Below are 838 nucleotides of genomic sequence, written 5' to 3'. Positions count from 1 at the left end.
AATACTTAAAAAATATCCTCATGAAATAAGTGCTGGGGAGGCACAAAGAGCTTCTCTTGCAAGATCTTTACTAACACAACCTGATCTTTTGTTATTAGATGAACCGTTATCAAATGTTGATCAAAGTTTTAAAGAAGAAATTCAAGTAAGATTAAAAAAAATTTTAAGTAAATTAAAAATTACAACAATAATCGTTACTCATGACTCTTATGAAGCTTTTTATTTAGGTCATAAATGTGCAATTATATTAGATGGTCAAATAAAACAGTTTGACGATCCTTATAATGTCTATCATTTTCCAAACTCAGTCGAAGTAGTAAATTTTTTAAATCGTGGAATTTTAATTCCAGCAAAAGTAACTGGAGAAAATTCATTAGAAAGTGAAGATCTTGGAACAATTAATGGAAATTTTATTAAGCATTATCCAAAAGGATCAAATGTGCAATTATTATTACAACCAGAGGATCTTGAGCACGACGATAAAAGCAATCTAAAATTAGAGGTAGTTGATAGAAAATTTAGAGGAACTAACTTTATTTATACCTTAAAAACTAGCAGCGATTTGTTAATACCAGTATTTGTTCATTCTCATCATGAACATCAACATGAAGCAGACGAAAAGTTTGGAATTAAAAGACCGATTCATATTGATCACATAGTTTGTTTTTAATAAAACAAACAAATGCTTACTAAAAAACAATTATTCACTCGAGGGATGTTAGATATTTCCCCGCATATGCTTTCAGTAATTCCATTTGGAATAATTTGTGGAGCAATCGGTGTTGAACTTGGATTTCATCCGTATTTAGTCTACGCAATGTCTTTCATAATTTTTGGT

The 838-nt window shown here is 29.6% G+C and carries 1 protein-coding gene; it reads left to right on the top strand.

Translation table 11 applies throughout. The features are described from left to right. The coding region (locus tag AMN83_RS00200) for an ATP-binding cassette domain-containing protein (RefSeq protein ID WP_143323618.1) at window positions 1–670 on the top strand (670 nt) is incomplete at its 5' end. Between the last annotated feature and the right edge of the window lie 168 nt (window positions 671–838).

This window comes from Candidatus Pelagibacter communis (assembly GCF_001180025.1).
Taxonomy (GTDB): Bacteria; Pseudomonadota; Alphaproteobacteria; order Pelagibacterales; family Pelagibacteraceae; genus Pelagibacter; species Pelagibacter ubique_A.
The sequence above is the reverse complement of the archived record's forward strand: the minus strand, read 5'-3'. Positions and strand labels throughout refer to the sequence as shown.